The sequence below is a fragment of the Dyadobacter crusticola DSM 16708 genome (genome assembly GCF_000701505.1).
Lineage (GTDB): Bacteria > Bacteroidota > Bacteroidia > Cytophagales > Spirosomataceae > Dyadobacter > Dyadobacter crusticola.
The window spans coordinates 47,761-72,615 of record NZ_JNJB01000017.1; the positions used below are offsets into that span (position 1 = coordinate 47,761).

General features: G+C 47.6%; 25 protein-coding genes and 1 riboswitch. Of the genes, 9 read left to right on the plus strand and 16 right to left on the minus strand.

The genetic code is table 11. The features are described 5' to 3' along the window. The first annotated feature begins 17 nt into the window (after nt 1-17). From Q369_RS0118990 to Q369_RS0119010, 5 genes are read left to right on the plus strand one after another with little or no spacing between them, the layout of a single operon-like run. Nucleotides 18-1,046 carry a LacI family DNA-binding transcriptional regulator gene (locus Q369_RS0118990; RefSeq protein ID WP_031529366.1) on the plus strand — a complete coding sequence of 343 codons (1,029 nt, stop codon included), beginning with the start codon at nt 18-20 and terminating at the stop codon, nt 1,044-1,046. A 27-nt stretch (nt 1,047-1,073) separates the two neighbouring features. Further along, on the plus strand, nt 1,074-1,547 hold the full coding sequence (locus Q369_RS0118995) for an NUDIX hydrolase (protein ID WP_031529367.1): 474 nt from the start codon (nt 1,074-1,076) through the stop codon (nt 1,545-1,547). A gap of 21 nt (nt 1,548-1,568) precedes the next feature. Beyond that, the gene (locus Q369_RS0119000; protein ID WP_031529368.1) at nt 1,569-2,729 is read left to right on the plus strand and encodes a methionine aminotransferase; all 1,161 of its coding nucleotides are present in this window, start codon (nt 1,569-1,571) and stop codon (nt 2,727-2,729) included. Nucleotides 2,730-2,769: 40 nt separating this feature from the next. Next, nucleotides 2,770-3,204 carry an Xre family toxin-antitoxin system antitoxin gene (locus Q369_RS28445; RefSeq protein WP_051664148.1) on the plus strand — a complete coding sequence of 145 codons (435 nt, stop codon included), beginning with the start codon at nt 2,770-2,772 and terminating at the stop codon, nt 3,202-3,204. Then, nucleotides 3,201-3,668: an RES family NAD+ phosphorylase gene (locus Q369_RS0119010; protein WP_031529370.1), complete on the plus strand. Its 468-nt coding sequence runs from the start codon at nt 3,201-3,203 to the stop codon at nt 3,666-3,668. Before Q369_RS28445 ends, Q369_RS0119010 begins: the two co-directional genes overlap by 4 nt. A 1-nt stretch (nt 3,669) precedes the next feature. Here Q369_RS0119010 and Q369_RS0119015 read toward each other — a convergent pair whose 3' ends face one another. Then, nucleotides 3,670-4,905, minus strand: a complete 1,236-nt coding sequence (locus tag Q369_RS0119015; protein WP_031529371.1) for an ABC transporter permease — start codon at nt 4,903-4,905, stop codon at nt 3,670-3,672. A 136-nt stretch (nt 4,906-5,041) separates the two neighbouring features. On the opposite strand from Q369_RS0119015, the gene nadE reads away from it, so the two are divergent. Next, nucleotides 5,042-7,102, plus strand: coding sequence for an NAD(+) synthase (nadE, locus tag Q369_RS0119020; protein ID WP_031529372.1), 2,061 nt, complete (start codon nt 5,042-5,044; stop codon nt 7,100-7,102). Here the strand turns inward: nadE and Q369_RS0119025 are convergent. Genes Q369_RS0119025 through Q369_RS0119035 form a run of 3 tightly spaced genes read right to left on the minus strand, consistent with a single transcriptional unit; the run spans nt 7,099 to nt 10,560 of the window. Beyond that, a complete protein-coding gene (locus tag Q369_RS0119025; RefSeq protein ID WP_229206892.1) occupies nt 7,099-8,916 on the minus strand; it encodes a peptidase associated/transthyretin-like domain-containing protein in 1,818 nt (605 codons plus the stop codon). The two genes, nadE and Q369_RS0119025, sit on opposite strands and share 4 nt — an antisense overlap. Before the next feature lie 19 nt (nt 8,917-8,935). After that, a complete protein-coding gene (locus Q369_RS0119030) occupies nt 8,936-9,964 on the minus strand; it encodes a FecR domain-containing protein (RefSeq protein ID WP_031529374.1) in 1,029 nt (342 codons plus the stop codon). Beyond that, nucleotides 9,961-10,560, minus strand: a complete 600-nt coding sequence (locus Q369_RS0119035; RefSeq protein WP_031529375.1) for an RNA polymerase sigma-70 factor — start codon at nt 10,558-10,560, stop codon at nt 9,961-9,963. Before Q369_RS0119035 ends, Q369_RS0119030 begins: the two co-directional genes overlap by 4 nt. A 212-nt stretch (nt 10,561-10,772) precedes the next feature. Here Q369_RS0119035 and Q369_RS0119040 point away from each other — a divergent pair, with 212 nt between their 5' ends. Then, nucleotides 10,773-11,483 carry a head GIN domain-containing protein gene (locus Q369_RS0119040; RefSeq protein WP_031529376.1) on the plus strand — a complete coding sequence of 237 codons (711 nt, stop codon included), beginning with the start codon at nt 10,773-10,775 and terminating at the stop codon, nt 11,481-11,483. A gap of 2 nt (nt 11,484-11,485) precedes the next feature. On the opposite strand, the gene Q369_RS0119045 is transcribed toward Q369_RS0119040, so the two are convergent. The 12 genes from Q369_RS0119045 to fumC form a co-directional block, all read right to left on the minus strand. After that, the gene (locus Q369_RS0119045) at nt 11,486-12,178 is read right to left on the minus strand and encodes a M15 family metallopeptidase (RefSeq protein ID WP_031529377.1); all 693 of its coding nucleotides are present in this window, start codon (nt 12,176-12,178) and stop codon (nt 11,486-11,488) included. 90 nt (nt 12,179-12,268) lie between these two features. Then, nucleotides 12,269-13,315 carry a toast rack family protein gene (locus tag Q369_RS0119050; RefSeq protein WP_031529378.1) on the minus strand — a complete coding sequence of 349 codons (1,047 nt, stop codon included), beginning with the start codon at nt 13,313-13,315 and terminating at the stop codon, nt 12,269-12,271. Between the two features lie 3 nt (nt 13,316-13,318). Next, nucleotides 13,319-13,504: a LiaI-LiaF-like domain-containing protein gene (locus Q369_RS0119055; protein ID WP_031529379.1), complete on the minus strand. Its 186-nt coding sequence runs from the start codon at nt 13,502-13,504 to the stop codon at nt 13,319-13,321. Between the two features lie 45 nt (nt 13,505-13,549). Continuing rightward, on the minus strand, nt 13,550-14,170 hold the full coding sequence (locus Q369_RS0119060) for a PspC domain-containing protein (RefSeq protein WP_031529380.1): 621 nt from the start codon (nt 14,168-14,170) through the stop codon (nt 13,550-13,552). A 137-nt stretch (nt 14,171-14,307) separates the two neighbouring features. Further along, nucleotides 14,308-14,931, minus strand: a complete 624-nt coding sequence (locus tag Q369_RS0119065; RefSeq protein WP_031529381.1) for a hypothetical protein — start codon at nt 14,929-14,931, stop codon at nt 14,308-14,310. Nucleotides 14,932-14,953: 22 nt separating this feature from the next. Continuing rightward, on the minus strand, nt 14,954-15,316 hold the full coding sequence (locus tag Q369_RS0119070; RefSeq protein ID WP_229206893.1) for a DUF2442 domain-containing protein: 363 nt from the start codon (nt 15,314-15,316) through the stop codon (nt 14,954-14,956). Next, complete coding sequence (locus Q369_RS29780) at nt 15,273-15,590, minus strand: DUF4160 domain-containing protein (RefSeq protein WP_310589017.1); 318 nt, start codon at nt 15,588-15,590, stop codon at nt 15,273-15,275. The genes Q369_RS0119070 and Q369_RS29780 overlap by 44 nt, the downstream gene beginning before the upstream one ends. 27 nt (nt 15,591-15,617) lie before the next feature. Then, entirely contained in the window at nt 15,618-16,760 is a 1,143-nt protein-coding gene (locus Q369_RS0119080) for an aldose epimerase family protein (protein ID WP_031529384.1), read from the minus strand. 36 nt (nt 16,761-16,796) lie between these two features. After that, nucleotides 16,797-17,975: a galactokinase gene (galK, locus tag Q369_RS0119085; RefSeq protein ID WP_031529385.1), complete on the minus strand. Its 1,179-nt coding sequence runs from the start codon at nt 17,973-17,975 to the stop codon at nt 16,797-16,799. Nucleotides 17,976-17,993: 18 nt separating this feature from the next. Beyond that, entirely contained in the window at nt 17,994-18,932 is a 939-nt protein-coding gene (locus tag Q369_RS0119090) for a D-2-hydroxyacid dehydrogenase (RefSeq protein WP_031529386.1), read from the minus strand. Between the two features lie 64 nt (nt 18,933-18,996). Next, nucleotides 18,997-19,533 (minus strand): HEAT-like fold family protein, encoded by a 537-nt coding sequence (locus Q369_RS0119095; RefSeq protein WP_031529387.1) that lies wholly within the window; start codon nt 19,531-19,533, stop codon nt 18,997-18,999. A 67-nt stretch (nt 19,534-19,600) separates the two neighbouring features. Next, nucleotides 19,601-21,001: a class II fumarate hydratase gene (gene fumC / locus Q369_RS0119100; RefSeq protein ID WP_031529388.1), complete on the minus strand. Its 1,401-nt coding sequence runs from the start codon at nt 20,999-21,001 to the stop codon at nt 19,601-19,603. Nucleotides 21,002-21,151: 150 nt separating this feature from the next. On the opposite strand from fumC, the gene Q369_RS0119105 reads away from it, so the two are divergent. Further along, nucleotides 21,152-21,886, plus strand: a complete 735-nt coding sequence (locus Q369_RS0119105) for a glucosamine-6-phosphate deaminase (RefSeq protein WP_031529389.1) — start codon at nt 21,152-21,154, stop codon at nt 21,884-21,886. 153 nt (nt 21,887-22,039) lie between these two features. After that, a riboswitch (cobalamin riboswitch) is annotated at nt 22,040-22,275 on the plus strand. A gap of 173 nt (nt 22,276-22,448) precedes the next feature. After that, entirely contained in the window at nt 22,449-24,761 is a 2,313-nt protein-coding gene (gene metE, locus Q369_RS0119115) for a 5-methyltetrahydropteroyltriglutamate--homocysteine S-methyltransferase (RefSeq protein WP_031529390.1), read from the plus strand. The last annotated feature ends 94 nt before the right edge of the window (nt 24,762-24,855 follow it).

Genomic DNA, 24,855 nt, shown 5'->3' on the forward strand with positions numbered 1-24,855 from the left:
ACTAAACAAACTTTCTTTTGGAAGCAATTACAATCAAGGATATTGCAAAGGCACTCAATTTGTCAACGTCGACCGTCTCCCGTGCGTTAAGGAACAGCTACGAAATCAATCCCGAGACAAAGCGGCTGGTAATGGAATACGCCGAGCGAATGAACTACCGGCCAAATCCGATTGCGTTAAGCCTGAAAGACAGCAAGAGCAAGTCTATCGGTGTGATTATCCCTGAGATTGCCAATCACTTCTTTTCGCAGCTAATCAATGGAATAGAATCCATTGCCTACAACCTGGGCTACCACGTTGTAATTTTCCAGAGTCACGATTCTTACGAGCGGGAAGTTGCTAATACCAATTACCTCGTTTCAAGGAAAGTTGATGGGCTGCTGGTGTCACTTGCGAGCCTGACCACCAATCTGGTCCATTTCCAGGAGTTAATGGAAAAAGGCCTGCCCATTGTTTTTCTGGACAGGGTACCTAAGGAAATAGAAACGCATAAAGTGGTCGCCGACAATTTTGCAGGCGCTTATGAAGCCACAGCGCATTTGATCCTCACCGGAAGAAAACGCATTGCGCACCTGACAAGCCCGATTTATTTGTCCAATACAACCGAGCGGCTGGCCGGCTACAAGCAAGCGCTGGAAGATTACGGCTTTCCTTTTGATGACTCTTATGTGAAATACTGTCAGTATGGAGGCAAGTTAGTGAGTGAAAACGAGGCTGCTGTCGATGAAATGCTAAACCTGCCCGAGCCTCCGGATGCGATTTTTACGGCAAGCGACAAGCTTACCACGGGCTGTATGTCCGTACTTCAAAAGCGGAAGATCAGGATCCCTGAGGAAATTGCGATTGTGGGTTTTACCAATATCAGCGTGGCCGAGCTTCTGAACCCGCCACTTACTGCCGTAGTGCAGCCAGCCACCGATATGGGCCAGCAGGCAGTTGAGCTGCTGATCAGGCTGATCGAACATCCCGAGCGGACTACTGAATTCGAAATACGTTCGCTTAAAACTTCGCTGATCACGCGACAGTCTTCCACCGGGATTTTGTAATTTCGGTTTGCATTAATCTTCAAATAAATGATCAGTCTTCCAGTTGGCGACGCCCTCTTCAACTATCGTGTGGCCGGCGTGGCCATTTTGAATGGAAAAGTGCTGCTGCATAAAACACCTTCCGACTACTTCTGGAGTCTGCCTGGCGGCAGGGCAGAGATCTTTGAATTTTCCAAAGATACATTGGCCAGGGAAATGCTGGAAGAAACCGGAATGCCGGTGGAAGTGGGTGAAATGTTGTGGGTATCAGAAAACTTCTTCCAGTATACCGGGACCCGTTACCATGAAATAGGTTTTTATTTCCAGATGCAGATACCCGGTTTGCAAAGCCAGTCCGACTTCCTGGGCAGCGAAGGCGCCGAGGATCTTTTGTTTAAATGGATCGATATAAGTGAGCTGCAACACGAGCGCATTTATCCTGCATTCCTGGCAGAAGAACTGGCTGTGAGCCCGCTTCGGATGAAGCATTTTTCGTCCGATTTCATTGATCTTGATCAGTAGTCTAATCAAATTTCCATTTTCATGTTTTCGACTTCCCGGTTGAAATCCAAGCTGCCGCATGTCGGCACTACGATTTTTACAAAAATGTCCAGGCTCGCTGAGGAACAGCAGGCGATCAATCTTGCACAGGGTTTTCCTGAATTCGACTGTTCGCCCGAACTGCAAAAGCTAGTTGATAAATACATTCAATCAGGTAAGAACCAGTATGCGCCGATGGCCGGAGTGATGTCACTGCGGGAAGCTATCTCGAAGAAAACCTGGGAAGCTGCTGCGAAGGAATACCATCCTGAGACAGAAATTACAATTACGAGCGGCGCAACTGAGGCTTTGTATGTGGCTGTTTCCACGATTGTAAATCCCGGTGACGAGGTAATCGTTTTTGAGCCCGCGTACGATAGCTATGTGCCGGCGATCGAGCTGAATGGAGGCGTGCCGGTATTTGTAACCCTCGATCCGCAATATGAGTCCGTAGATTGGGCGGCAGCGGCTGCTGCAATTACAGACAAAACAGTCGCTATTATGATCAACACGCCGCACAACCCGACTGGAAATGTCTGGACGGAAACAGATATGCGACAGCTGGCTGCATTGGCGGAGCAGCATGATCTGTATGTGATCAGCGACGAGGTTTATGAACACATTGTTTTCGACGGTCGCAAGCACATCTCGGCAGCTGCTATACCTGCTTTGGCTGAGCGCACCTTTTTGTGCGGCTCTTTCGGGAAAACCTTTCATACTACGGGCTGGAAGCTGGGGTACTGTCTGGCGCCAGCTGCATTGACTGCCGAGTTCCGGAAAATACACCAGTTCCTGGTTTTCAGCGTAGTTACTCCATTCCAATTTGCCGTTGCAGAATACCTGAACGAACCGGCGCATTACCTTACGCTTTCGGCATTCTATCAGCAGAAAAGAGATTTATTTTTGAATGTGATTGATGGAATTGGGTTTGAGGTAAAACCTTCTCAGGGTACCTTTTTCCAAAATGTTTCCTACGAAAGTTTATCCGGTGAAAATGACGTGCTACTTGCTGAAAGATTGACCAAAGAAGCTAAAGTAGCCTCTATTCCAGTCTCGGCCTTTTACGCAAATCCCGAAGGGTACAAAACGCTGCGTTTCTGTTTTGCTAAGAACGATGACACAATTCTGAGAGCGGCGGAGAAGCTGGGAAAGGTGGTTTGGTAATCACGAAAAAAGTCGTACATTGGTGTGACAAAATTCGGATATGAAACAGATACAATATCAGTTACCCGACGAAATGACACCGATACGCATTGCTGCCGAGCCGGAGGTCATGTATTTGGCACGTCCAAAAATCGGCGAGTTTTCTGTGTCACAATTCCAGGATCTTTGCACCAAGCTGTTATTTACACAGCAGGAATGGGCAGATATCCTGCATATCAGTGACCGTACTTTGCAGCGGTACCTCAAAGACAAAAAGCCATTTGAAGGGCTTTATGCTGAGCATTTGTACCAGCTTGAAAACATGGCGGAGCTTGGGTTACATGTTTTTGGCAATGCCCGAACACTCGAACAATGGCTGCGTACACCACGCATGGTACTAGGCGAGCAGCAGGATTTTGCAACCCTACGGTCTTTCTGGGGTGTCAAACAGATCGCCAATGAGCTGGGCCGGATAGAGCATGGCGTGTATATATGATTGTATACAGGCTTGCAGCGAAGGAGTACATTGAAGATCTGAGCGGAACAGGCGCGAAGTTGTTTGGAGGGAGGTGGAACCCTGTCGGGAATGCGTGCATTTACACGAGCGCGCATTGCTCATTAGCGCTACTTGAAAAGTTTGTTCACGCCAATCATAAGGAAAATATGCAACGCATTGCTTTGCTGCGGTTGAATATCCCCGATGATGACAATTTAATTTTTCACACGGATACCAATCTGCTCAAAACTGCGTGGGCGGAAGATATTGCCTACACGCAATGGATCGGGGAGCAGGTGCTGAGTGACCCCGCCGTAGTCGCATTTTCAGTTCCTTCGGCCATTGTTCCCGGAGAACGGAATTATATCCTTAATCCGCTTTCCAAAGAATTTAATAAGATTAAAATTGCCTCAATTTCAGATTTTGAAACTGATTTCCGGCTGCTGAGCAAGCTGCTCTCCTGATTTACTTTTTGAAAAGCAATGCTTTAATCGGCTGTATTTTGCTGATGATCAGCGTGGGGATTAGCAGGATTAATCCTGAAATAACAATGGTTGCCATGTTGACCATCAGGAAAATCGGCCAATCAAAAACAATGGGGACAGTGTCCATGTAATAATTGACCGGATCGAGCGGGATCAGCTTGAACTGGTACTGAAGCCAGCAGATGAGCAATCCGGTTGCATTGCCGATGATCAACCCGCGGCGTACCATATACAATCCTACCCGAAAAAATACAGTCCGGATCTGTCCATTCGGACTGCCGAGTGTTTTCAACAATCCGATTAACGGCGTTCTTTCCATGATCATCACAAGCAGGATGGAGATCATATTAAAACAGGCTACGAACAGGATCAAAGTGAGGAAAACGGCGGTGTTACGATCAAGCAAAACCAGCCAGTCGAAAATTTGCGGGAAGGTACTTGTTACTTTCTGGAGATAAAGTCCGGGAGGTAGCTCGGTGCGCAGGCGATTTGCTACCATGTCCAGGTCCTGGAAGTTTTTCAGGTATATCTCATAGGTGCCGACTGAATCTTTGCCCCATCCATTCAGCCTCTGAACAAGTCCGATGTCACCTACGATCAGATTGTTATCGAACTCTTCCATTTGCGTATCGTAAATTCCGCAGATTGTCAGTTTTCTGGGGCGCGGCGGATTTTGCAAAGAGTACATAATCACATCATCGCCGATTTTCAGGCGCATTTCGGATGCAATTTTCCGGCTGATCAATACTTCGGAAGAATACCCGTATTTGATAGACGACGAGTCCTGATACCCGATCAGGCGACCTTCCCTGAGGCTGCTTTTGAAGGTTTGCCAGTCATAATCTTTGCCTACACCTTTTAATATAACTCCCTTAATCTCTTCCGGTGTTTTCAAAATCCCCGATTTGTGAGCAACCGCCTGCCAGCGTGCTACCTGCGGAATCTGGGGCAGGGCCAGCGATACAGGGTTAGGTATACCCATCGGTCCTTCTTCATACGTATTGCCCTGCGAGAATGCATTGATGTTGATGTGGGCGCCGAAAAGGAAGATCTTTTGCTGAATGGTTTGCTTAAACCCAAGTAACACTGCAAATGCAATGATACCCACTGCGATTCCGATCGCGATACTGGCTACCCCAATCCTGGAAACTGTTGCAGAAAACGAACCAGCCTCGTTGTGACGGATTCTTTTGGCTATAAAGGAGGGGAATTGCAAGAGGAATCGATTGGTTGATTTTGATGTTGACAAAAATAGGGAAAAACTTAACCGGTACGAAAAGGCAAATTTTATTAAGTTGCCGGCATGTAGTTTTTAGAAGAAACGAAAAGCGACACTAACTGAACAAGTTTTCATGCCATTAATCAAAGTAGCTTCCGGAACTGTCAACCAAACGCCAATGGCGTGGGAATCCAATACCAGAAATATCATCAACGCGATTGAAGAAGCGCGGCGGCAGCAGGTGAGCCTGCTTGTTTTGCCAGAGCTGTGCATCACCGGCTACAATTGCGACGATTACTTTTTTGCTCCCGACCTGGTCGTTCAGGCGGAACGCTGCTTACTGGAAATCGTTCAGGAAACCGCCGGGATGATCGTGGCAGTCGGACTTCCGGTGCGTCATAACAACAGTATCTACAATGCAGCTTGCCTGATTTCGAACAAGCAGATTGCAGGTTTTTACTGCAAGCAGAACCTGGCCAATAATGGTATACATTACGAAGCGCGCTGGTTCAGGCCGTGGGCACCGGGTATTGTTGAAAGCATTGAGGTAAACCAGATGTTCTATCCAATCGGTGACGTGATTTTTGATGTTGCCAGTGGGCCCATTCAGGGCGGGTCGCACGGTGTAAAGATTGCATTTGAGATTTGCGAAGATGGCTGGGTTGCAAACCGTCCTGCGCGCCGGCATTTTGAGCGCGGGGTAGATATTATCCTGAACCCGAGCGCAAGTCACTTTGCATTTAATAAGTTTTTGACACGGGAAAAGCTGGTTGTGGATGCTTCCAGGGCATTTTCTTGCAGCTATATATATACCAATTTGTTAGGTAACGAAGCGGGTAGAGCTGTTTACGATGGTGATGCCATGATCGCGACAAATGGCGAATTACTGGCGTCGAGCCAGCGGTTTAGCTACGCGGATTACGAGATTACCACCGCCGTGATTGACACTGAAAATACGCGGCTGGGGCAGGTACAAAGCAAAATTGCTGTTCCCCAAAAAGACCGCACGTGGCGCGTACCTGCACGGTTTGACTTTCCGGAAATAGAACCTGTACCACCACAAGTGCCGGATATTGAACCGTTTGAAAAAGGGGGCGCTTTGAAAGAGGAGGAATTTGCGCGGGCAGTTTGCCTCGCATTATTCGACTACCTCCGGAAAAGCAGGTCAAATGGTTTCACCATTTCACTTTCCGGAGGCGCTGATTCTTGCGCCTGCACAGCTTTGTGCGGACTGATGATCCGGCTGGCAGATGAAAGCATTGGAATGGACAAGCTGAAAGAAAAATTATCTTATATCAAAGAAATCCAGGACGCGCATACTGAGGAAGATCTCGCCCGGGCTTTGATCCACAATATATATCAGGGAACGGAAAACAGCTCCACAGATACCTTGGAGTCTGCGCAATCGCTCGCTGAATCCATTGGCTCTACTTTTTATAATGTCAACATCAATGGGCTGGTAGAAACCTACAAAGGCTTGATCGAAGAGCAGATCGGGCGTCAGCTTTCCTGGGAGCAGGATGATATCGCATTGCAGAACATTCAGGCAAGGGTACGCGCCCCGGGCGTGTGGCTATTGACGAACCTTGCTAATCACCTTCTGCTTGCTACTTCCAACCGCTCCGAAGCAGCAGTAGGTTATGCGACGATGGATGGGGATACTGCGGGAAGTATCAGTCCGCTTGCAGGCATTGATAAGCATTACCTGCGGCAGTGGCTGCGGTGGCTGGAAACTACCGGCTGTGAGGTAAAAGGGAAGCACATTAAAATCGAGGGATTGAAAAAGGTTAACAGCCTGCAACCTACCGCAGAGCTGCGTCCGCTTGCGCAAACCCAGACGGACGAGGAGGATTTGATGCCTTATGAATTTTTGAATGAGCTCGAAAAGCTGGCGATCCGAGATAAGAAATCGCCGCTTGAATCTTACAGAAACCTGCATGTTCGCTATAAAGGGTTGTATACCGACGAACAGCTGCTCGGCTGGACGGAGCGGTTTTTCAAGCTTTGGAGCCGCAACCAATGGAAACGCGAACGTTACGCACCTTCATTTCACCTGGATGATCTGAACCTGGATCCGAGATCGTGGTGCCGCTTCCCGATCTTATCCGGCGGATTTGAAAAAGAACTGGAAGAACTGCGGGCATTTGCAGGAGGCAATGCAACGCAGAATGGACGTAAGAGAATTGGTTTTTAATTATGACAAAAACGGATCCCCGCCTGCACGCCGGCCCAGTGATAGACACTTTGCTGTGAAGTAGGTGCAGGGCCGATCCAGGCCGGTTTTAACCCTTTTTGTTCACTTGTTTGCAGCACGCCGTTTCGATCAGAAGCCAGTAAGCTGAGTGCCGGACCTGCGAACAAGGCAAATTTCTTCCCGAGCTTCTTCTCTATCGAAACAGAAAACCGGAAGAAACCCGTGTCAATTTCGTCGGGCTCCTGACCATTGAAGAGCAAGATACTGCCGGTCAGGTCTGCATTGAGCGCCCAGCCTCTGCCCAGCCGCTGCGCTGTTCCGAAGCCGTAACCAATACTTGCGAGCGGCTTGTCGGGTTCCAGTCCATTAAAGCTAAGGGTGAAAATGTTGTAAAATCTGCTTACACCGGTTTTGAAGGTTGCATTAAAATAATTGAACTCGTCAGTTGATAACTCGTAGCGGCGGTAACCGTTGGTCCGAACCCAGCTGAATAATCCGAAAGGTACCTTTGCGCTTGAATCGGCATAGTTGATCGTGCCGATCTGGTGGCCAGAGCGGACGGTATTTGCGAAATTATATCCGAAAGAAAGTTGGTATCCATTCAAAACACCGACCACTACATTCCCGACCCCGGCTAGCTGGAAACCTGAAAAATCGCCACCGGTGTAGTTGATGAGATTGGAACCCTGGAAACCATAAAAATCTCCCAGCGTCAGGTTCAGGAAATTGGCATACTGAAATCCATTCACATTCTTTCCGACAATGTTGCTGACCCCGGCGAGCTGGAAACCTTTCACATTGCCGCGGACCACGTTGAGCAAGCCGCCGACTTCCACTTTATTCACTCCCAAAGAATAGCCGGCGATCAGGTTAATGGAAAAATCGTTGACAATATTCCCGCTGAGTGCGTGATTAGTGCCCATGAATGGCAAAATCGACGCCTGAAAGGGCCGGTACAAAGTGTCTTCGATATTCCTGGTGTGAATCGCCTGGCGTGCAGAGGCAAATGCACTGACGAACTCGCTCTGGACTTTCCGGTAGGTTTTGACCAGCCGCTCATAATCCTTGCCGACAACCTGGCTTGTGGTATCACCTGCTAATGCAACTGTGTCAATTGCCTCCATTTGCACCGGGTACTGCGTGCGGGGTACCGCAATTTTGTGGTGCAGCGAGTCGGATCTTGATTTTGAAAGCGCCAGGTTTTTAGGTGAGATCGGTCGCAGGGTGTCAGGATTGAGCTTGATTTGGAGGTAAGTATCCTGCTTTGGTGAAATCGAAATCGTTTTCCCCACATAATCTTCTTTCCTTACTTCCAGGCGGATCGACGCGGCCCGGGCTGGTAGCCTGATTTTGTAATAACCATATTGATTACTGACAGTCGAGGCCAGCGTAGCCGATTCATAAATACTTGCATTCGCAAGCCTGCGGCCCGTACTGTTATCGATAATGTATCCATTCAGGTCGAAATTCTCGGGCTCTTCGTCTTTCTCGGGTTCTTCTTTCTTTTGCAGGATGATGTATCTGCGCCGTTCTTTGAATGTAGCTTTATTCCTGAGCAGCACGGTCAGAATCTCTCTGACACTCTGGTTGGCTGCATTGAAAGTTACCTTCGATTTGAAGTCGAGAATGTCGGGATTATAGGAAAAGCTGAAACCGCCCAGGTTGCCGATTTGCTGTAAAGTCTGATCGAGCGGCTGGTTGTTGACCCGGATCGTAATGCGTCTTTCCAGTAAATCTTGTCCCGATACAGTACTCGCATATACTGCGTGGAGCGTAAGCAGGAAAAGGAGAGTTTGTAAATTTCTGATTCCCAAAGTGGCGCTGTTTAGGTAACTATTGACAACCGTTCCCATCCAGCCAGTACACTTTCCCTTCTTTTCTCAGTTCGAGGTCGAGGGTTTCGGCGATCACTGAAAGTGTCGCGTCGAGCGGTTCTTTTTCGAAACGGATCGTGAGGCGGCATTGGGCGATCTGCTGATTAGTTAAGCGCACATCTACGTGGTAACCGTCACGGATTGTGCTGATTACTTCATTAAGGTTGGCCGCATTGAAATCGAAAACCTGAGTCCGATAGCCGATGATGTTCATGTTCGCCTGTAAGCTCCTGATAGAGTCGGCAGATACTTCGGCACCTTCGCCTTTCACCAGTTCGATCTTTTTCGACGCTTTGCTTACCTGCACTTTGCCGGTAGCCACATCGACGCGTACCGGGGATTTTTCGTAGGCTTTTACATTGAATGAAGTCCCAAGAACACGGATCTCAGTACCATTTGCATTGATAATAAAGGGATGCGCTTTATCCGGTTTTACTTCAAAAAATGCTTCTCCTTGTAATGAGACTGTTCTCAAATCTCCATTGAACTGCTCGGGGTAAGTAATTGAAGAATTATAGTTCAAGAATACTTTGGTACCATCGGGCAGGAGCTGCTCTTTGGTATTATCAACGGTAGCTACTGTAAGCGGCTCAGCATTCCTGTTTTTGATCAAAAACCATCCAAATGCAAGTGCAAGCAATGCGACTGCGGCAGCGGCCAAAATGGTCGTGGAGAATGTACGCTTGGCAGCAGGCCGTTGATCAAAGCTGATCTGGCGGGCTTCGCGGGGTACTTCCAGCGGCGCGCTGACCTCAGCTACCTGCTCCATTCTTTTCCTGACCTTTTTCCAGCCGAGGTCCGTATCTACTTGCTTGCGCGGCACTGCGGCAGCGTGCATCCAGATAAAACGGTAAGCAGCCAGTTCCTGCTGATGTTCAGGCGAATTGGCGAGCCAGGCTTCCACTGCATTAATCTCCTCTTCGGACGCAGTTTCTCCGAGGTACCGCGCCAGCAGCTCTTCCGATATGTTGTCATGAAATTCGCTCATGGTAACTTTCCGGTTAGCTGTTCAACAATAAAATAAAGTGCCCACCATATTGAAGGAAGGTAATCGGCAAGTTCCAGGCGCAGCAATTTCAATGCCTTTCCTATCTGGTTTTCAACGGTTTTGATCGATATCCCGAGCTGATCGGCGATCTCCTGGTATTTAAGCTCCTCAAAGCGGCTCATTCTGAATGCTTTCTGACATTGTTCGGGAAGTTTACGCACTGCATGTTCAATCCGCTCCTCCAACTCATTTGCGTGAATTACCTCTGTCACCGATTCGTACGATTCACTCGAAAAATACAGGGTATGCTCGCGGTGCACTTCCCGCACGGAGGCGTGCTTAAACCTGTTGAGACAATGATTATGAACCGCGCGGTAAAGGTATGATTTCAGTGAAAGGGTAATTTCGAGATCCTCCCGTTTTTCCCAGATATTCACGAATACGGTTTGTACAACCTCTTCGGCTTCTTCCTCGTCTTTGAGCAATGAGCCTGCATAATTACAAAGGCGCGGATAATACTGGCGAAAGGTCTTTTCAAAAGCCTGTTCATCGCCCCGCCTGATGGCAGCAACTATATCTGGATCGGAAGAGTGCACCGATATCTGTTTTTGATTTTCGGTCAAAAATAGATAATCTCTTCCGATTAGCGGTTCTGGATATGTAAGAGCGGTCGCTGCCAAGTCTGAATTTCTTTTCTTTAAGACAGCCGGAACCCCCGTTACCCCCATTTAGGAAAAAAATAAATTTGGGATAGGGGGGACCAAGGGGGGTACTTGTCAATGCTCCATCAAGTCATCATTTATTAGCTATGAAAAAAATCATTATCTCCGCTTTACTGGTCGCATGCAGCCTACAATCCTGTGTTTATGTTGAATCCGACGATGATATCCCACCCCGCGGAACCAGCACGCGCACTTACGATTTCAGAAACTTCGACGAGCTGGAAATGAGCGATGCTTTTCGGGTAAATGTAGTCTCAGGAACATCATTTGCGGTATCTGCTACCGGCGAAATGAACGATCTTGACGATCTGAATATTTTTGTCCAGGACGGGAAGCTTGTCGCCCGTTACCGGGATTACAGCCGAAACAGAAAAAGAATGGACATCGACATTGTAATGCCGGACATTGAAGAGGTCAACTTTTCGGGCGCGGTACGTGCGGGCATTGAAAACTTCGAAAATCTGCCTTCCCTGAAAATCGAACTTTCAGGCGCGTCCCAATGCGAATTTGATGGCTCTGCAAGAGAAATGGATTTTAATCTTTCCGGTGCATCCAGGTTGAATCTTTTCGGTGAAGCCAAATTTCTTGATGGTGAATTGTCGGGAGCTTCGCAGCTTCTCTCGTTCGGTCTGCCTGTTGAAGAATCTGATCTGGACTTATCGGGAGCAAGCAAGGCGGAAGTTTACGTTACCAAAAAGCTGATTGTAGAAGCAAGCGGCGCAAGTCAGGTACGTTACAAGGGTAATCCTGAAATCCGGAAAGATTTGTCGGGCGGCAGCACGCTGAGGCCCGAATAACATTATTTGATCATTCCGTATTTGGCGCGGGCCTGGCTCTTTGACATTCCGTCAAAATGCCACCATTCAGTTGTATTTACGCGAAATCCTGCCTCTATCATTACTTTTCTCAGAAGCTGGCGGTTCTCAATTTGCTGAACCGTCAGCTTTCCTGCTTTTAGCATCTGCTGCTCGGAACGCGGGTAGGCAAGGGGACCGAAAAAGTCAAATTTGGTACCCATATCTAATGGGCGGTTATTTTCGTCAGCTATTGTGAGGTCTATTGCGCAGCCGAAGTTGTGGTTTGATCCGATCTTCGGATCAGCCACGTACATGGTTTTCTTGCCGGGCGGGATTTTTAGATCATCGAGCGCGTCCCACAATGCATATTGTGCAGTATTTGGCCGCGCCGCGTCATAAACAAGCAGCTTATAGCCAGGTTTTAATTTTGTCAGCGACTTACTTGCATTGCTGAGCCGCCGCGCCATTTCCGGTTGGAGATAAGCACGTGTCAGCTCGCCGTAAATGTCTTTTTTTAAGAAGTTGTCAGTGGTGGAATATTTGAGCTCGACCAGTATGTCGGGATTTGTTTTCTGAATATTTATGAGTCCCTGGCTGATCATTCGTCGCTCTGCTTCGGGCAGCTCAGATTGTGCAAACAGGCCAAATGAAAGAGCGAGCGACAGGATGAATGTACTTTGTATTTTACCAAACATAAAAAAATGAATACCTCTGCAAGAAAATGCAAAGATATTCATTTGAGGCAACCCCGCTCTTAAATGGGGAATATACTGCGGTGTCTTGGCTTAGTATCTGTTAATGTTGATACTGGTGAGCCCGCCTTCAAAATCAATAATGATCTTTTTGGCAGAAGTGGAATAGCCGGAAGAGCGATATAAACCACTGCTTACTTTTTCCAGACCTTCGATGTTTTTTGCATTGAGCGCACCGTCGATCCGAAGTTCACAGCCAACCGATCTAGGTACATCTATGGTGACCGATGCAACGCCGGCTTCTATGTCAATATTCGAAACAGGCAGTTTGTCCCCCATTTTTATATCCATATCAGCCACACCTGTGCTTACTTTCAGCTTCTCGACTTTGTAGTTACTGAAATTAAAGTTTCCTTTGCCTGCGCCGATCCCCAGATCAATGTTCCATACAGGCTTTTCGTTGAGCTGGATTTTGGCCTGATTGGAGATTTCGCCATTCTTGATCTTCACATTTCCGTCTTCCATTTTCAGGTTCACCGTTGCTGAATTTTCCAGTTTATTCACCGACGTATTTGACAGGAAACCCACAATGGTACTTTTTGTATTTGCTTCAAAAAGCTTAGCAGTGTTGCCTTCCAGCTTAAACGAACCCGCTCCGCCTTCCAGGTTAAAATTGGCTTTTTGAATGAAATCTTCCATTTCGTACTTGTAAGATCCATTGATCGGTCGACCATTGTTACGCTCGGGCCGGTCTTTGTGATAATCTTCATCCTTGTCATGATTGCCTTCGTTGTCGCCATTATGGTGATCGTCGTGATAGCCCAGATCCTCATCGTCGTGGTCATCATCATTCCAGCCGAAGTTCCAATTGTCCCTGTGCCGGTCAAATGCATTGTTGGTTTTGTTCATAATACCCCCCAAGACACCCAATGTGATCAGTAATGCGACGAGCCCGCCTGCGCCCGAGTGGCGTTCTTTTCCGATCGCGAGCAAGATAGCGCCTGCCAGGATCAGCAGCACCGGCCAGTAGGGAAGTACTTCATCCCAGTTCACGTGCAGGACGTTCAGGTTGCGGAGCAGCCAGATTATTCCAAGAATAATCAGAATACCACCCCATACTATGCCTCTTGAATTTTTCATGTTCTAGATATTTGATCTGTTTGAGGTATCTGAATGAAGGTAATTGCGTAGCAACAGCAAACCGCCGGTCGTAATCAGGATTATCGGCCAGAAAAAGCGGCCGAAATCGAATGCGGTCAATTCTTCTACGAGAAACAGCGAGCCTGAAACAATCAGGATAACGCCCCAAAAGATGTTTTTGAAATTCATGGCTATATTTATTTAAATGTAATTTCTAGGTATCTAATAAAAGGATCAATTCACTTTGATGATCGGATCATCTCCATCCGCTTGTGGTGATTCTGGATCTTCCGGAAACTGCCGGCCTGAGCTTGTTCTTGGCGTGTTAAAAGGTGTGTAAGGCTGCGGTTCCGGCTCCGGTGTCACAGGTGGTACCGGATCAGTTGGCGGCGGAGTAGTCGGATATACTGTATTCGACTTGCTTTCATTCTCTTTGTCACGCTGGCGCAGGATCAGGAATGCACCGATTGCGATGAATGCGATTGGCCAGAAATAGCGCTTCAATTCATACCAGATCGGGAAATCGTCGAGCAGCATGACCGCGCCAAATGCGACCAGCACTCCGCCGAGGATCATCACCGTCTGGTCTGACGTCTTTTTGTCAAAAAGCGGCTGGGCAGCGCTGTTAGGATCAGTGGAAGTAGTGTAGTTGATAGCAGGACCGGTAGGTAGTACTGCCCAGAGAATAATATAGATCAGACCTGTCCAACCAAAGCTCGGAGGAATGGGCAACAGCAGCATTACGACGAATAATACCCTGATAATTACAACATCTATTTGAAAATATTGGGCAAGTCCGGAAGCTACTCCACCAAAAACGGCTTGCTCAGGGATGCGGTGCAATTTCTTTTCCATAGTTAGTTTAGCGTTTATTTGTATTCAAAGGTAGTAGGTAATACAAGATACTGTAAACCGGGAAAGTATTATCGGTAAAACGACGTGTTAAGCGGATATTTTCAGTGAAAACGAAAAAATAGGAGGGAAAAGTCGTGCTATTGTTCTTCCAGCGCTTCCAGAATGTCCATCATGCTGCCGAAATCCTTGTAGCCGGGACGAATTTCATCGCTTCCGCGCAATGCAATCCCGACATTGCCTGGCAGGTTATTCAGTGCATTCAGGGCAAATTCATCGTCAAAGCCAAAGCCAACCAAGATTGGATGCTCGCTGGCCAATGCGGGTAGGATTTGCAGCCAATCTTCTGTCAAAGCGGCATTTGCATCGCTTTCGAGCAAGAAGTGCGAGGCGGCACCTTCGTACCTGTCCAGCAGTGACTGGATTTCATCAGGTTCGTATAAATCCACGCTGATGCGCAGGATAAGCGGGAGGCCGAGCTCACTTTTCATGTAGCCCAGCAAACCCGAATGTTCCACCTGCACTGCGTGGACGGGGTAGTTATTCAGTTTGGCAAAAATTGACTCTGCATTATTGTCTGCCGTTTCTGCTACCAATGTGACACCAGCAAGCCAGGAACAAATATCTTCAAACTTTTTCGGTGAGATGTAGTTAGGAGCATCTTCATCAATAGAAAAACCAAGCATTTCGACTCCCATTCCGGCGCAATAACGAGCATCGGACAAATTGGTAACATTGCTGATTTTTACTGTTCTGGTTAGCATTGGTATTAGTACTTGTAAGTCATCAATTGATTAAAATCTTTTCTTCCAGCAGCAACCCTCTAAGGCTGATGTCAACGTCCAGGTTCGGCCAGTGAATGCCGGCTTCAGATATGGTATATTGATCCAGATCCCAGTCTATCGCTTTTTTTAGATATGGAAAAGATGATAATGGTCTGGTTATTACTTTTTTATTACTTAGTATGAACAGCGCCAGATCAAGATCCCTCGCAAATCCGAAGTGCCGGATTTGCAACTCTTTTTCCTGAATAAAATGATCGAGTTCATCTGCAATTTCAACGACCTCTTCGTCGTTCGTTCCGTTCAAAAAAGCTTGAAGCTCTTCACTTATCGAAGGTATCATGCCAGGCTTGAATGGTGTTTCCATAGTTACAGACGATTATATCTAAGATGCTCCTTATTTCTTTCTTCTTGAACCCGTGATTATATGAAATCATGATCGCTGGTGCCAAAACTATCCGTGCATTACATGCTCCTTTTTCAACATGAATATGAATGGGCTCGTGCTCGTTCATATAGAAGAAGAACCGAAAACCATTGATGTAAAGTACGGTTGGCATATCGAAATTAGCTAAAAAGTTACAGAAACAAACATGGGCGAAGATCGGCCGCTTGCGCAACCAGTCTTCGCCCTTGGTCATGTAATGAAGGAATGTTCAGTCTGCTGGCTACTTCGCCGAAAACTTATACTTCGTCGTAGTCTCGTAAGTATCGCCGGGTTTCAGTACCGTTGAAGGGAACTGAGGCTGGTTTGGCGAATCAGGATAATGTTCGGTCTCAAGGCAAAAGCCAAATCGTTTCGAAAATGTCGCATTCTTGCCCTTCAATGTTCCGTCCAGAAAGTTGCCCGAGTAGAATTGAACAGCTGGCTCGGTTGTGAAAACTTCCATGAACCGGCCGCTTTCAGGATCTTTGACGGTCGCAAAAAGCATTAGTCCGGGCTCTGTTCTCTTGATTACCCAGCAGTGGTCATAACCACCGCCATTCTTGATCTGCTCGTCTTCCGTCTTGTTGATCCCCGCGCCGATTTTTGTTGGTTTACGGAAGTCGAAAGGTGTGCCTTCCACTGCTCTCAGCTTGCCGGTAGGAATGAGTGTAGCGTCAATCGGTACAATGCTGTCGGAAGCGAGGAAAACCTCGTGATCGAGGATGTCCCGTTTCAGGCCGGTCAGGTTAAAGTAAGAGTGATTTGTCAGGTTTAGTACGGTTGTCTTGTCGGTAGTAGCTCGGTACTTAATGGTCAGTCCATTGTCGTTATCCAGCGTATAAGTGACTTTGACGTTCAGGTTACCGGGATAACCTTCTTCCATATCCTTGCTCACGTATTCGAGCTGTAAACCCACAATAGAGTCTTCCTTGATCTCTGTAGCTTTCCAGAGTACTTTATCAAAACCTTTCTTGCCTCCGTGCAGTGAGTTTGGTCCATTGTTGATTGCGAGTGAATACTCCTTGCCTTCAAGCGTAAACTTGCCTTTTGCAATCCTGTTACCGTAACGCCCGACCAGCGCGCCGAAAAACGGGTGTTCGGCCAGGTAAGGCTGCAGAGAGTCAAATCCCAGTACTACGTCTGTCCATTCGCCTTTTTTATCAGGCGCGGTGAGTTTGGTGATGATACCGCCGTAATTGGTGATGTTGACGGTCATTCCGTTTCCGTTTGTGAGCGTGTACAGATCTGCTTTTTGTCCGTCTGGCAGTTCGCCAAAAGTTTCTTTAGAAATTGTGCTTATCATTTTTTCTTCCTTCTTTGTTTGAGAGCAGCTGAAAATGCCGAAGCCGATCAGTGCCGTGAGTAAAATGGGTAGCTTTTTCATAATGAAAGGTTAAAGTTTGCGTCAGTAAGGTTGCGGTCAGCTGATGATTTCCTCGGTACCATTGGTAATTTTTACACGGTAGCAGGGCAAATCGATATTGTATTCTTTCTTGTAAGCCTGCTTCATTTGTTCTTCAAAGGCTTCTACTGCATTTTTCTTTACCAAATTTATGGTACAACCGCCGAATCCGCCGCCCATCATCCGGGCCCCGAGCACATTTTCATTGTCCCTCGTTTGCAGAACAAGAAAGTCCAGTTCCGGACAGCTTACTTCATATTCATGTTGCAGGCCGTCGTGGGTTGCGTACATTTTTTGGCCAAAATCGGCCAGGTTACCCAACACAAGCAGGTCACAAGCATCTTGTACGCGCTGAATTTCTTCTGTAATAAACTTGCAACGCCGGTAAACCACGTCACCTAGTTCATCGCGGTGTGCTTCTACAAGCGAAGGAGCTACATCGCGCAGGCTCCGGATCGCAGGATCATATTTTTGCAGGATAGAAACCCCTTTTTCGCATTCCAGCCGCCGCGTATTGTATTCCGAACTGGCGAGTGAATGCTTGACACTCGTATCACAGAGCACCAGCAGGTAATCGTCCATCGGGAATGGGAAGTATTCGTATTCCAGTGAGCGGCAGTCCAGGCGGATCACCTGCTCCTGCTTTCCGAATGCAGACGCAAACTGGTCCATAATGCCGCATTGTACGCCCACATACTCGTTTTCCGCCTTTTGCGACAATTTTACGATACTAAATCGATCCAGCCCGAGTCCGAACATTTCGTTCAATCCAAAGAGCAGGCAGCATTCCAATGCAGCCGAAGAGGATAGCCCTGCGCCCACAGGCACATCGCCGCCAAAAGCCGCATTAAAACCACCTACTTTCAAGCCCTTCTTATAAATCTGCTCGATAATTCCAATCTGATAGTGCGGCCAGGAAGCTGCTGGTTTTGAAAGATCATCGAGCGAAAATGTATATGTCTCGTCCAGGTCGGCAGCATATAGCACAACCTGCTGGTCAGCACGCGGACTGATCACGAAGTACACAGCTTTATCGACGCTCGCAGGCAATACAAACCCGTCGTTATAGTCGGTATGCTCACCGATCAGGTTGATCCGGCCGGGCGACCTGAAAACCCTTACATCATTTTCGCTGCCGAATTTGTGGAAATATTTCTCCCTAACTGCCTCTAATATATTTGATTCTGAGTCTGTCATTTTTAGCTTTTTAAATAATCAATAACCTCTGAAAAGGTCAACTTCATTGGCCGGGCTTCCTCCGTTTTCTATTGCGAAAATGTTGTTGAGGAATAAATCTACTTTGCCCATATGTTCATTCCTGTGTCCGCCGCCGGTGTGTTGGGTTAAAATCACATTCGGCATTTTCCAGAGCGGACTGTCTTCAGGAAGCGGTTCGAATTCCGTTACATCCAGCACCGCACCATCCAGCTGCCCTGAATTCAGCACTTCCATTAATGCTTTTTCATCCGTAGTACTGCCCCTTCCTACGCTCGCATACACGCTCGTCTTTTTCATTTTGGAAAAAAACTCCGCGTCTGCGAAATGAGTTGCAGTACCAGGCAATGTATTTATTACCAGATCGGCATTCGGGAGCGCTTCCAGCAACTCTTCGCGACTGTGCAGGTCAGCATCGGGGGAGGTACGCGCCATCATGTGGGTAGTGCAGCCGAGTCCTTTCAGTATCGCGTTCACAGCCTGGCCAATCGTGCCGGCGCCAAGTATGATCGTGTTCTGGTTATAAAGCAGTTTGAGCTCCGCACGTAATTTCGATCCCACCCATTCTGATTTTTGTTTGAGCAGCGTGAGCGTGTCCAGGCCACGGTACAATGCAAGTACCCCGCCCACAATGGTTTCTGCGCAGGGCCGCGCAAACCAGTCGCCCATATTCGCCACTTTCACGCCTTCCGGTAGCGGAGTTGTACTGTATTGATCAAAGCCTGCCGAATCGAGCTGCCAGAATTTGAGCTTTTCCGGTTTTTGCTTAAACCAATCTCCCGGCGGGTTGCCCAGAATGTAGTCGGCTGCAAGAAAGTAACCCAATGCCTCTTCCTGGCTTGTATGCTCTGTTCGGTACTGTATCGTGTGCTCAGGCAAAGTTTCCGTCAGCTTGCTTCTCAGTGAAGCATCCAGTGTGGCGTGGCAGTAAATAGTCATTTTATTCGGTGGTTTGAAAAGCAAGGTAAAATGATTTCTCTGAATTCTGGTTGAGAGGCCAAACTTAGACCCCCTCTTTTCTCCGGTCTATACTGGCCAAAATCTTAGCGGCCCTGGACTTGAATGCAGCGCTTTCAAACGGAAGCCGCTCTTCAATCACAAATTTCAGCTCCGTTCCCAGCTCAGGATAAATGCGGGAAAGATTATACACGATCGTGAGCGAAAACACCCGCACTGCAATCGCCGACTGCCTGTCCTGAATAATCCTGAATGCCGTTTCGATGAGCTCCGCATGAAATTCTTCCGGTACCGGCACACATTCCAGAATGCGCGCACTGTTCCGCAGTACTGCGTTATGCACATCTGTCCGCCCGAGCTGCTGCACGAGCGTTCCTGTAAAAGGCTGTACCAGCTCAGGGTTTTTCCGTGCCGCAATGCTCAAACTATGCGCCGCCCGTTGCACAAGCCGCGGATCTTCCGACAAAAAGCATGCAACCAGCTCGCGAAAAGTTTCCGGCGAAGCAGCAGCGTACTCAGCAATAGCGACTGCTTTTTGTTTGGATAACCGCTCGCCAGCCAGCAATTCAGCTTTAATTTCCATCTTATCTGAAAGAAAGAATGCTCTGCTATATGGCAGAGCATTCAAAAAAGCAGAAAAATGGTGATTTCTATTTGTTGTCTCCCACCATATCCTCAGGTTTTACCCACGCATCGAATTCTTCAGGGGTAAGGTATCCCAGCGCAACAGCTGTTTCTTTGAGTGTAGAGCCATTTTTGTGCGCAGTCTGTGCGATCTCGGCTGCTTTGTAGTAACCGATTTTGGTATTCAATGCAGTAACCAGCATCAAAGAGTTATTGACGTGTTTTTTAATGTTCTCGTGCAGCGGCTCGATCCCTACGGCGCAGTTGTCATTGAAAGAAACACACGCATCGCCGATCAATCTCGCTGAATGCAGGAAGTTGTACGCCATCAAAGGTTTAAAAACATTCAGTTCAAAATGTCCGTTTGATCCGCCGATACCGATTGCCACATCATTTCCCATTACCTGCGCAGCTACCATTGTGATCGCCTCGCATTGTGTCGGGTTCACTTTACCCGGCATAATGGAGCTTCCCGGCTCATTGTCCGGAATATGGATCTCTCCAATCCCCGAGCGCGGGCCTGACGAAAGCATACGGATATCGTTCCCGATTTTCATCAGACTAACCGCTACTGTTTTCAATGCGCCGTGTGCTTCCACAATCGCGTCGTGTGCAGCCAAGGCTTCGAACTTGTTTTCGGCGGTAATAAATGGAAGACCTGTGAGCGCAGCAATGTGGCGGGCCACATTTTCCGAGTATCCTTCGGGAGTATTGATCCCTGTACCTACTGCTGTTCCGCCGAGTGCAAGCTCAGAAAGGTGAGCAAGTGAGTTATAGATCGCACGCAATCCATGGTCAAGCTGGGAAGCGTATCCCGAAAACTCCTGGCCAAGTGTAAGCGGGGTCGCATCCATAAAGTGCGTACGGCCGATTTTTACCACATTCCTGAAAGCTTCCGCTTTTGCCTTCAATGTATCCCGCAGCTTGGTAATACCCGGGATAGTTACATCTACCAGTATTTTGTAAGCTGCAATGTGCATTGCAGTCGGGTAAGTATCATTGGAAGACTGAGACTTGTTCACATCGTCATTCGGGTGCAGGAACTTGGTCTTATCAGCCAGCTCGCCGCCCTGTAACACGTGTCCGCGGTAAGCAATTACCTCGTTACAGTTCATGTTAGACTGCGTTCCGGAGCCGGTTTGCCACACTACGAGCGGGAACTGATCGTCGAGCTGCTCAGTCAGGATCTCGTCACAAACCTGCCCGATCAAGTCACTTTTTTCCTTTGGAAGCACGCCAGCTTCGTAATTGGTAATCGCGGCGGCTTTTTTCAGGTATGCAAATGCCTTGATAATCTCCTTTGGCATTTTGTTGATATCCTGCGCAATCGGGAAGTTTTGGATTGATCGTTGCGTTTGAGCACCCCAGTATACATGGGCGGGTACCTGCACTTCGCCCATGGTATCTTTTTCTATACGGTATTCCATTTTATTTTTTTAGTAGTATAAAAATGAATTGGATTGAGAGGTAAAGTTAGGTTCGGGCTTTTAGTTTTTGTTGTTTTTTGAAGGATAAATGTTAAGCTCTTTGAAAAGAATGTTTAGATTGGCGGCCTTCAAAAACCAATTTAAGCTGCAATGGTACCTAAAATCAGTATCTACCCGGACTATCATGCAATGAGCCAGGCGGCGGCAGATCGTGTGATCGCATTGCTGACCAGAAAGCCTGATTCCGTCATCTGTTTGCCTTCCGGAAGTACGCCGCTCGGCATGTTCCGGGCACTAGCAGCAGCCAACCAGAAAGGAGAAGTTGACTTTTCTAAGTGCATTTACATTGGTCTTGACGAATGGATCGGTCTGGGTGCAGGTGACGAAGGAAGCTGCCGTGACCTACTCGATAAAGATTTTCTGAAACCGATCGGCTTCCGGGAGAATCAAATCGTATTTTTCGATGGAAAAGCGATTGATCCAGAGGCGGAATGCGTGCGGGTGAACAAGATTGTGGAAAGTCTCGGCGGACTCGACCTGATCGTTCTTGGGATTGGAATGAATGGTCACCTCGCATTAAATGAGCCGGGAACACCGTGGGATACCTACGCGCATATTTCCGAGCTCGATCCGCTCACAGTCGAAGTGGGGCAGAAATATTTTAACGAGCCGACGCCTCTTACCCGGGGCATTACGGTTGGGATCAGACATATTTTGGAGGCAAAAACAGCGATTCTGATCGGCTCGGGAGCGGCCAAGTCGCAGGTAATCGCCCGCGCATTGGCATTCCCGGTAACAGCCGACTTCCCGGCCACTGTTTTGCAAAATCATTTCAATGCAGAGTTTATATTGGATAAAGAAGCTGCGAGTGGATTGGAACTTTAAGCTCAAAAAAATCACTTTTGAAGCCTTCGTTTTTTACTTCAAAAAGATAATATATCCGCAGGAAAATTGAATTTTCCTTCATTTCACTTAATTCAAGGGGCATTTTCAGGTGCTGCATTTTTCATTCTAAATTTGACCAGTTCTTTGTGAACGCCCGTCAATCGGGGTAGTGGTTTTGCTTTGGAACCCTCATCCAAATACTAGCAAACTAAAAAGGAACCGTGTGCGAATCACGGGCAGTCGTGCTACTGTAAGTATCAGTTCCAGGTACCGGAACAGGTTTTTACCCAGGCGTTCCATTGTTATAAATGTCTATTAAAGGCAGTTATGACGAGAAGGACGGTAAAAATGATATAAGCCAGGAGACTTGCCACTACTCTCAATGGCCACTCTCTCACGGTTGGAGGTTGGTCAGGCATTGATTTACCAAACATTTTACAAGATCGACCAGGAAGCAGACTTGTGCTGTTGCCAGGTTGAATCTCACTTGTGTTACGTACCGGTTCAGGTCGGGACGGGGGTGTTTTCAAAGGGTTTTTATTAACTCTTAAACACAAATGCTATGTTATCACACAATCTCGGTTACCCACGCATCGGAAGCCAGCGCGAACTGAAAAGAGCCAGCGAGAAGTTTTGGGCCGGCAAAATTGACCGCGACGAATTACAAAAAGTCGCACGCAAAATCCGTCACGAAAACTGGAGCACGCAGAAAGCGGCTGGTATCGGCTTGATACCATCCAACGATTTCTCCCTGTACGATCAGGTACTCGACATATCGCTTATGGTAGGCGCAGTGCCCGAACGTTACCATCAGCTGATCGACGGAAAGTCAAACAAGGAACTTGAACTTTACTACGCAATGGCGCGCGGCTATCAGCGCGGCGACCACGATATAAAAGCAATGGAAATGACCAAGTGGTTTGATACAAACTACCATTACCTCGTGCCGGAGTTTACTAAAGATCAGCAGTTCAGAAGGTATTCCGATAAAGTGTTAATCGAATTTGAAGATGCATTGCAAAAGGAAATTCTGACAAAACCCGTCCTGTTAGGCCCCATCACTTATCTTTTGCTTGGGAAAGAAAAAGAGGAGGGATTTGATAAGATTGATTTGCTTGAAAATCTGTTGCCCGTTTACATTTCCGTTCTGCAGGAGCTTGCCGCAAGAGGCGCCGAGTGGATCCAGCTTGATGAGCCGGCATTGGTACTTGACTTATCTGCAAAGCAAAAGAAGGCATTTGAATCAGCTTATGCCGAGATCAGAAATGCAGTACCGACATTGAAGTTGCTTGTCACCACCTACTTTGGCGGGTTGGGGGATAATGTAAATACCGCCGCCGGCTTGCCAGTAAATGCATTGCACATCGACCTGACCAGAGGCGCTGAGTCGCTGTCTGCTTTGCTGGATCATAAAGGTTTCGTGGAGTCTGCGCGCAAGCTTTCGCTGGGCATAGTGGACGGGCGGAATATCTGGAAAAATGATTACTCCAAATCGCTGGCATTCATAGCTCAGGCAGCAAATGTGCTCGGGAAAGACCGCTTACTCATTGCACCTTCCTCTTCGCTGCTGCATAGCCCGTGCGACCTTGAACTGGAACTGGATGAAACTGTTTTGACGCTGGACATTAAAAACTGGATGTCGTTTGCAAAACAAAAGCTATCGGAAGTGACCGAAATTGCGCGCCTTGCTGAAATAGACTGGGTTACTGATCCCGCATTTATAGCCAACCAGAATGCCATTGAAAGCCGCCGTAATTCCACCCTGATCCATAAGCAGGAAGTGAAAAATCGTCTTTCTCAGGTAACTGAAAGCGATTTCAGTCGTGAAAGTGCTTTTACAGAAAGACAGCAGATACAATTGGAAAAGTTGAAGCTGCCGATGTTTCCTTCGACCACGATCGGTTCATTTCCGCAAACTGACGAAGTACGTTTGCTACGCGCTAACCTGAAAAAGAATGTGTTGACGCAAGAAGAATACGAGATTCGCATTCGGGAAGAAATCGTCAGTTCGCTGCGCTGGCAGGAGGAACTTGGGATCGACGTGTTGGTGCACGGGGAATTTGAGCGGAATGATATGGTTGAATATTTCGGGGAAAGTTTGTCGGGTTTCGTTTTTACGCAAAATGGCTGGGTACAAAGCTACGGCAGCCGCTGCGTGAAGCCGCCTGTCATATACGGAGACGTAGAAAGACCCGAAGCGATGACAGTCAAATGGTCTGCATTCGCACAAGCCAACTCTGAAAAGCTGGTTAAAGGAATGCTTACAGGTCCGGTTACGATTTTGCAATGGTCGTTTGTTCGTGACGATCAGCCGCGGAAAGATACAGCATTTCAGATTGCCCTGGCTATTCGCGACGAGGTAGTTGATCTGGAAAAAGCAGGTATTAAGGTGATACAGATCGATGAGCCGGCGATCCGGGAAGGGCTTCCATTGCGAAAGGCAGATTGGTCGGCTTACCTCAAATGGGCGGTTGACGCATTCAGGCTCAGTGCTGCCGGGGTAGCAGATCAGACGCAGATCCACACGCACATGTGCTATTCGGAGTTCAATGATATTATCGATTCGATCGCAGCAATGGATGCAGATGTAATCACGATTGAAACTTCGCGATCGCAAATGGAGCTGCTCGATGCATTTGCAAACTTCAATTACCCTAATGAGATCGGTCCTGGTGTGTACGATATCCACTCTCCGCGCGTACCGACCGTGGACGAAATGGTGCTTTTACTCGAAAAAGCATTGAAGGTAATCCCAGCCAGAAACCTCTGGGTGAACCCTGACTGTGGCTTGAAAACCAGAAAATGGCCCGAAACCGGGGCTGCGTTGCGAAATATGATCCTGGCGGGTAACTTGCTGCGCGAAAGATACAGGTAGTTGAATGCTGTCATTTGTGGTCATTCTTTGTCATTTATTGTTAATGAGAGACTAAGAAGACAATTAATGACCACAAATGACCAAAATCAACGTC

What these genes read in the sequence shown, in the direction of transcription:
- Q369_RS0118995 (WP_031529367.1), top strand. Translation starts at nt 1,074, where the DNA reads ATGATCAGTCTTCCAGTTGGCGACGCCCTCTTCAACTATCGTGTGGCC.
- Q369_RS0119000 (WP_031529368.1), top strand. Translation starts at nt 1,569, where the DNA reads ATGTTTTCGACTTCCCGGTTGAAATCCAAGCTGCCGCATGTCGGCACT.
- Q369_RS28445 (WP_051664148.1), top strand. Translation starts at nt 2,770, where the DNA reads ATGAAACAGATACAATATCAGTTACCCGACGAAATGACACCGATACGC.
- Q369_RS0119010 (WP_031529370.1), top strand. Translation starts at nt 3,201, where the DNA reads ATGATTGTATACAGGCTTGCAGCGAAGGAGTACATTGAAGATCTGAGC.
- nadE (WP_031529372.1), top strand. Translation starts at nt 5,042, where the DNA reads ATGCCATTAATCAAAGTAGCTTCCGGAACTGTCAACCAAACGCCAATG.
- Q369_RS0119030 (WP_031529374.1), bottom strand. Translation starts at nt 9,964, where the DNA reads ATGAGCGAATTTCATGACAACATATCGGAAGAGCTGCTGGCGCGGTAC.
- Q369_RS0119040 (WP_031529376.1), top strand. Translation starts at nt 10,773, where the DNA reads ATGAAAAAAATCATTATCTCCGCTTTACTGGTCGCATGCAGCCTACAA.
- Q369_RS0119045 (WP_031529377.1), bottom strand. Translation starts at nt 12,178, where the DNA reads ATGTTTGGTAAAATACAAAGTACATTCATCCTGTCGCTCGCTCTTTCA.
- Q369_RS0119050 (WP_031529378.1), bottom strand. Translation starts at nt 13,315, where the DNA reads ATGAAAAATTCAAGAGGCATAGTATGGGGTGGTATTCTGATTATTCTT.
- Q369_RS0119055 (WP_031529379.1), bottom strand. Translation starts at nt 13,504, where the DNA reads ATGAATTTCAAAAACATCTTTTGGGGCGTTATCCTGATTGTTTCAGGC.
- Q369_RS0119060 (WP_031529380.1), bottom strand. Translation starts at nt 14,170, where the DNA reads ATGGAAAAGAAATTGCACCGCATCCCTGAGCAAGCCGTTTTTGGTGGA.
- Q369_RS0119065 (WP_031529381.1), bottom strand. Translation starts at nt 14,931, where the DNA reads ATGCTAACCAGAACAGTAAAAATCAGCAATGTTACCAATTTGTCCGAT.
- Q369_RS0119070 (WP_229206893.1), bottom strand. Translation starts at nt 15,316, where the DNA reads ATGGAAACACCATTCAAGCCTGGCATGATACCTTCGATAAGTGAAGAG.
- Q369_RS29780 (WP_310589017.1), bottom strand. Translation starts at nt 15,590, where the DNA reads ATGACCAAGGGCGAAGACTGGTTGCGCAAGCGGCCGATCTTCGCCCAT.
- Q369_RS0119080 (WP_031529384.1), bottom strand. Translation starts at nt 16,760, where the DNA reads ATGAAAAAGCTACCCATTTTACTCACGGCACTGATCGGCTTCGGCATT.
- galK (WP_031529385.1), bottom strand. Translation starts at nt 17,975, where the DNA reads ATGACAGACTCAGAATCAAATATATTAGAGGCAGTTAGGGAGAAATAT.
- Q369_RS0119090 (WP_031529386.1), bottom strand. Translation starts at nt 18,932, where the DNA reads ATGACTATTTACTGCCACGCCACACTGGATGCTTCACTGAGAAGCAAG.
- Q369_RS0119095 (WP_031529387.1), bottom strand. Translation starts at nt 19,533, where the DNA reads ATGGAAATTAAAGCTGAATTGCTGGCTGGCGAGCGGTTATCCAAACAA.
- fumC (WP_031529388.1), bottom strand. Translation starts at nt 21,001, where the DNA reads ATGGAATACCGTATAGAAAAAGATACCATGGGCGAAGTGCAGGTACCC.
- Q369_RS0119105 (WP_031529389.1), top strand. Translation starts at nt 21,152, where the DNA reads ATGGTACCTAAAATCAGTATCTACCCGGACTATCATGCAATGAGCCAG.
- metE (WP_031529390.1), top strand. Translation starts at nt 22,449, where the DNA reads ATGTTATCACACAATCTCGGTTACCCACGCATCGGAAGCCAGCGCGAA.